The following is a 4,502-nucleotide window of genomic DNA, read 5'->3' on the forward strand; positions in this document are numbered from 1 at the left end:
ACAACTAAGAGAGGACAACTAACAAATGACAGATGACAAATGACAAATGACAAATGATTTACAAATCCAATTGAGTTGGGACGATCCAGCGACGGGTGAACGGCGACAACCAAGGTTGAGTATGCCGATCGCTTTTGGTCGAGAATTCGCTCGTTTACCTGCTGAACTCAGGGGAGTACGGGTTTCTCGGATGCTGCTTAACAGTAACGAAGTTTCTCGCTACCATGCCCTAATTGACTGGGAACAAGACCATCTAGTAGTGATTGACCAAGGCAGCGTTAACGGTGTATATGTCAACGGTCAACCACAAACGCGCAGTGTTCTGGCTAATGGCGATACGTTGCAAATTGGCCCCTATGCGATTACAGTGACATTTGCTGCTAACGTACCCGCACCAGATACTAGCCCTCCTTCAACGATTCATTTCAACGCAAATACCAATCTTCCAGACCCCAGCTTGCCTGTAGCCCAGCCGCTAACGCCCTTGACGAGTAATTTCCCGCCGCTAGCGTTTCAGGCACAAAAAGTCGCTGTGCAAGCACTTCATGCTACAGGACTGCCAGTAGATGAATCTGATTATCTAGCGATCGGGGCGGGACTGGGTAGCTTCGTTTGGGCTGATTTGCTGCGAATTAGTGGTGTGCGTGCTGACAAAATTGTGGCTTTGGGATTAGAGGCGGAACCTTACGCTCGTTATAAGCGCCTTTGTTTGAATTCACAAATTCCCTTATATGAAAGACTGCGCTCTAATTCTGACTCTTGTCCTGATAATATTTGGGGCTGGCCTAGTTATGCCTTGCGTGAAGCTTGGGGAGACTTAGCCAAGGGAGAGATAAAGTCAGCATTCAAGTATTTGTGGCAAGTGTTTGCTGAACCAACATTTGCAGAAACTTATACTCCCCGTGCGGGTAATGTCTTTGATTCCATAGATAGGGAGGCGAAACGCATTGGCTGGAATCAAATTTATCGCTATGGGCGAGTTAGGGGAATTCGCAAAACTGATGATGGCAGGTATTGTATAGCCTATTCTCGCGCCCCAGGAAATTATGCTTTTTTAGTTAGTCGTTATTTACATTTAGCTACTGGGTATCCAGCAATTCAGTTTCTCCCAGATTTGCAAGCTTATAGAGAAAAATATCAAGATTTTAAATCTGTAGTCAATGCTTATGAAGCTCACGATCATGTTTATGAGCAACTAGAGCAACAAGGTGGTACGGTATTGATTCGGGGGCGGGGAATTGTGGCTTCGCGGATTGTACAGCGCATTTATGAAGCCAGAAAACGAAATCAGAATATTGCAGTTTTGCATTTAATGCGATCGCCAAAACCTCAAGGCAACAAATTTCAAAATACTCAGCGCCTAGTCAAAAATCATTACGAATTTCAACCCTTTAACTGGCCTAAAGCCTGTTGGGGCGGCGAACTCCGGGCAATGTTAGAAAAAGCCACCCCCGATGAACGCAAACGTTTACTAGTAGACTGGGGTGGAACTACCACCGCCGACCGCCAAGACTGGCAGCAAATTACTGCCCAAGGGTTAAGCGAAGGCTGGTATCAAATTACCTTCGGTGAGGTTTTGGATGTAGAACGAGATCCCCAAAACCGGACTATTACCCATATCCGAGAAAAAAGCTTTGGGGAAACGAAATTGCTAGCTGACTTTATTGTTGATGCTACTGGACTGGATGCCAAGGTAGATGCCAATCCCCTCATAGCAGATTTGGTAAAACATTACAACCTTCCAGTGAATCATCTGGGGCGACTGACTGTAGCGAACAATTTTGAATTGGTAGAAATGCGTAGTGATAGAGGTCAAATGTATGCTGCTGGGGCTATTACTTTAGGTGGCCCTTATGCAGCAGTTGATAGTTTCTTGGGCTTGCAGTACGCCGCATTAGTCGCCGTTGATGGACTCGCCGCCGCCCGTGCGCCTGGAGTTCAAAGGTTGAATGTTGTAAGTTCCTTTGGGCAGTGGTTGAAGTGGGTGTTAAATCGGTCACCTTAGTATTAGGAGGCAGGAGGCAGTAGAAATAGAGTATTTATCTGGCTGTTTTGAGTAGCAAATCCCAACTTCGAGGATAAAAGGTGCAACTTCGAGGATAAAAGGTGCAACTTTGAGGTTCAGAGGTGCAACTTCGAGGATAAAAGGTGCAACGTTGAGGATCAGAGGTTCAACGTTGGAGTTCAAAGGCTCAACGTTGGAGTTCAGAGGTGCAACGTTCGAGTAAAAAGGCTCGACGTTCAGGTTCAGAGGCTCAATGTTCAGGCTCAAAGGCTCAACGTTCAGGCTCAAAGGCTCAACGTTCAGGTTCAAAGGCTCAACGTTGGAGTTCAAAAGCTCAAAGTCTCAAGTGACGGGCGATACCTTCAGCCTGCGTGCGATTCAAATCGCAGGTTAACAGCGCAAGTCAGTTAAAACTAACTCAAATTAACTAAAATTTAGTCCGTTTGAACGGACTTCGGCTATTAGCCTCGGAATTGATTCCGAGGCGGGATAGCAACGAAGCGAAGAATTTGCCTTTGCCAGTACCCCTACTTTGTTTTTTCGCTTGTCGGGCGTACTAAAGTTTTAACTAAACCTGTAATCGCCACAATCACAGAGGCAATTCCCCCAATCGACAATGAAGTTAAAATTGCCGCCGCTAGAATAATTTCAGTCGGACTGTATCCATTTCGCATCCAAGTAGATGGATTCTCTACCGATGTTGGCGAGGCGGGGATTAATTGCGAAGTTTGGGCGGTTTGATTGGAGTTGGCTGGAGTTGTTAAGGCAGTTTTCATGGCTTGAATCTCTTTTAAATGTTTCTATGCAAATGATATTTCTGCCAGGAGAAGAAGAGATTCCATAGAAATAGAGACAAAGTAGAGAGAAAGTAGAAATTAAGTAGAATCGAGAAGAAATCTCACAAGCTGTCTATGCAATGGGCTGATTTTCTAGCCAATGAAGCTGCTACTAATAGCTTATCCCCAGAGCAAACGGCAGCTTTTGTAGAGCGGTTGAAGACTGAAAACTCAGGGAAGAGTGAGGCAAAACTTGCCAGCGAGTTGAACATTGGCGCTGCTGCTTTCAAAAAGCGGATGACTGAGGTTTATGACAAATTCGCCCAAAGTTATCCTGAGTTAGCCGCTTCTAAAGGTCGGGGCAAACTAGAAAAGTTACGGGCTTGCCTGACAAGGAAATATAATGGCGGGCAAGATGCCCAACCCACAATTAAAGAAATTCATCAAAATATTCCCCCTGCTGTCCCATTTGAAAAATTTGTGGGACGTGAGGCGGAACTACAAAAACTGCACCAGCAATTACAAACATCTCGGCAAGTTGCTATTGTAGCTGTGGCGGGTATGGGTGGAGTAGGCAAGACTGAACTGGCTACCCAATACGCCAAACAGCATTTGCAGAAATATCAAGGTGGGGTTTGCTGGTTATCTGCACAGGGAATTGATGTAGGAATTCAAATTCTCAGATTTGCGGAATTGAAATTTAAACTCATTGCACCGGACGATTGGGAATTAGTAGATAGGCTGAGATATTGCTGGCAGAATTGGCAACAAGGTGAAGTGCTGCTGGTGTTTGATAATGTCACCAACTACAAAACACAGGTTCAGCGTAATCTACCCCCACAATCACCCCGGTTTAAAGTATTGCTGACAACGCGCGAGGAATTTAATAGAACTTTGCCGCAATTATCTTTGGGTGTTCTCAAACCATTGGCGGCGATGAAATTATTAAAAGCGCTGGTTGATAGAGAACGACTTAAAAGCGAACCTTGGGTTGCGAGAGAAATTTGTAAATTCTTGGGATATTTGCCTTTGGCCTTAGAGTTGGTGGGGCGATATCTGGATACAATGCCAGATTTGTCTTTAGAAAAACTGCTAAAGCGGCTAAAGAAAAAGCGATTGGAACACGAAGCAATAGCCAAGGCTAACCCATTGATGCGTTATGAATACGGCGTTGCTGAAGCTATTGCATTAAGTTGGGAACAATTGGATGAGAAAGCACAAGGCTTAGGCTGTTGGCTGAGTTTGTATGCTTTGGCTGATATTCCTTTTTCTGTTGAGTGGATAAAAGATGACGATGAACAAGAACTTTGGGAGAAAGCTATAGCTGAGTTGCGGAAACTGCATTTAATACAATGGCAGGATAAAGGAATTTATCGTCTACATCCACTGATTCGGCAATTTTTCCAAATGAAGTTGAATGAGTCAAGTAATGCAGATAAGGTAAAAATAATCTTTGCAGCGCAGATGCTAGAGGTGGCAAAGCAAATTCCTCCACAGCCTAACCGTGAAGATATTTTAAACCTCACTCCCTTTATCTTCCACATTGCAGAAGTTGCAATCTACTTATCCCAATATCTCAGCGACGAGGATTTAATTGGGCTTTTCAGAGGTTTAGGCTGGTTTTATTACGGTCAAGGACTTTATCAACAAGCAGAACCTTGGTACAAACTATGTAAAGATATAGCTGAAAATCGTCTTGGTTTAGAACATCCTGATGTCGC

4 protein-coding genes are annotated in these 4,502 nt (G+C 44.4%); 2 read left to right on the forward strand and 2 right to left on the reverse strand.

Translation table 11 applies throughout. The features are described from left to right. The first annotated feature begins 46 nt into the window (after positions 1 to 46). Positions 47 to 2,005: an FHA domain-containing protein gene (locus ACFE90_RS36605; RefSeq protein ID WP_375507141.1), complete on the forward strand. Its 1,959-nt coding sequence runs from the start codon at positions 47 to 49 to the stop codon at positions 2,003 to 2,005. On the opposite strand, the gene ACFE90_RS36610 is transcribed toward ACFE90_RS36605, so the two are convergent. Then, on the reverse strand, positions 1,997 to 2,335 hold the full coding sequence (locus ACFE90_RS36610; protein WP_375507142.1) for a hypothetical protein: 339 nt from the start codon (positions 2,333 to 2,335) through the stop codon (positions 1,997 to 1,999). The genes ACFE90_RS36605 and ACFE90_RS36610 overlap by 9 nt on opposite strands. A gap of 197 nt (positions 2,336 to 2,532) precedes the next feature. After that, complete coding sequence (locus tag ACFE90_RS36615; protein ID WP_375507143.1) at positions 2,533 to 2,781, reverse strand: hypothetical protein; 249 nt, start codon at positions 2,779 to 2,781, stop codon at positions 2,533 to 2,535. A 135-nt stretch (positions 2,782 to 2,916) separates the two neighbouring features. On the opposite strand from ACFE90_RS36615, the gene ACFE90_RS36620 reads away from it, so the two are divergent. Next, positions 2,917 to 4,502 (forward strand): NB-ARC domain-containing protein (locus tag ACFE90_RS36620; RefSeq protein ID WP_375507144.1); only part of this gene is annotated, 1,586 nt, incomplete at its 3' end.

Origin of the sequence: uncultured Nostoc sp., from assembly GCF_964245445.1 — a bacterium.
Classification (GTDB): Bacteria; Cyanobacteriota; Cyanobacteriia; order Cyanobacteriales; family Nostocaceae; genus Nostoc.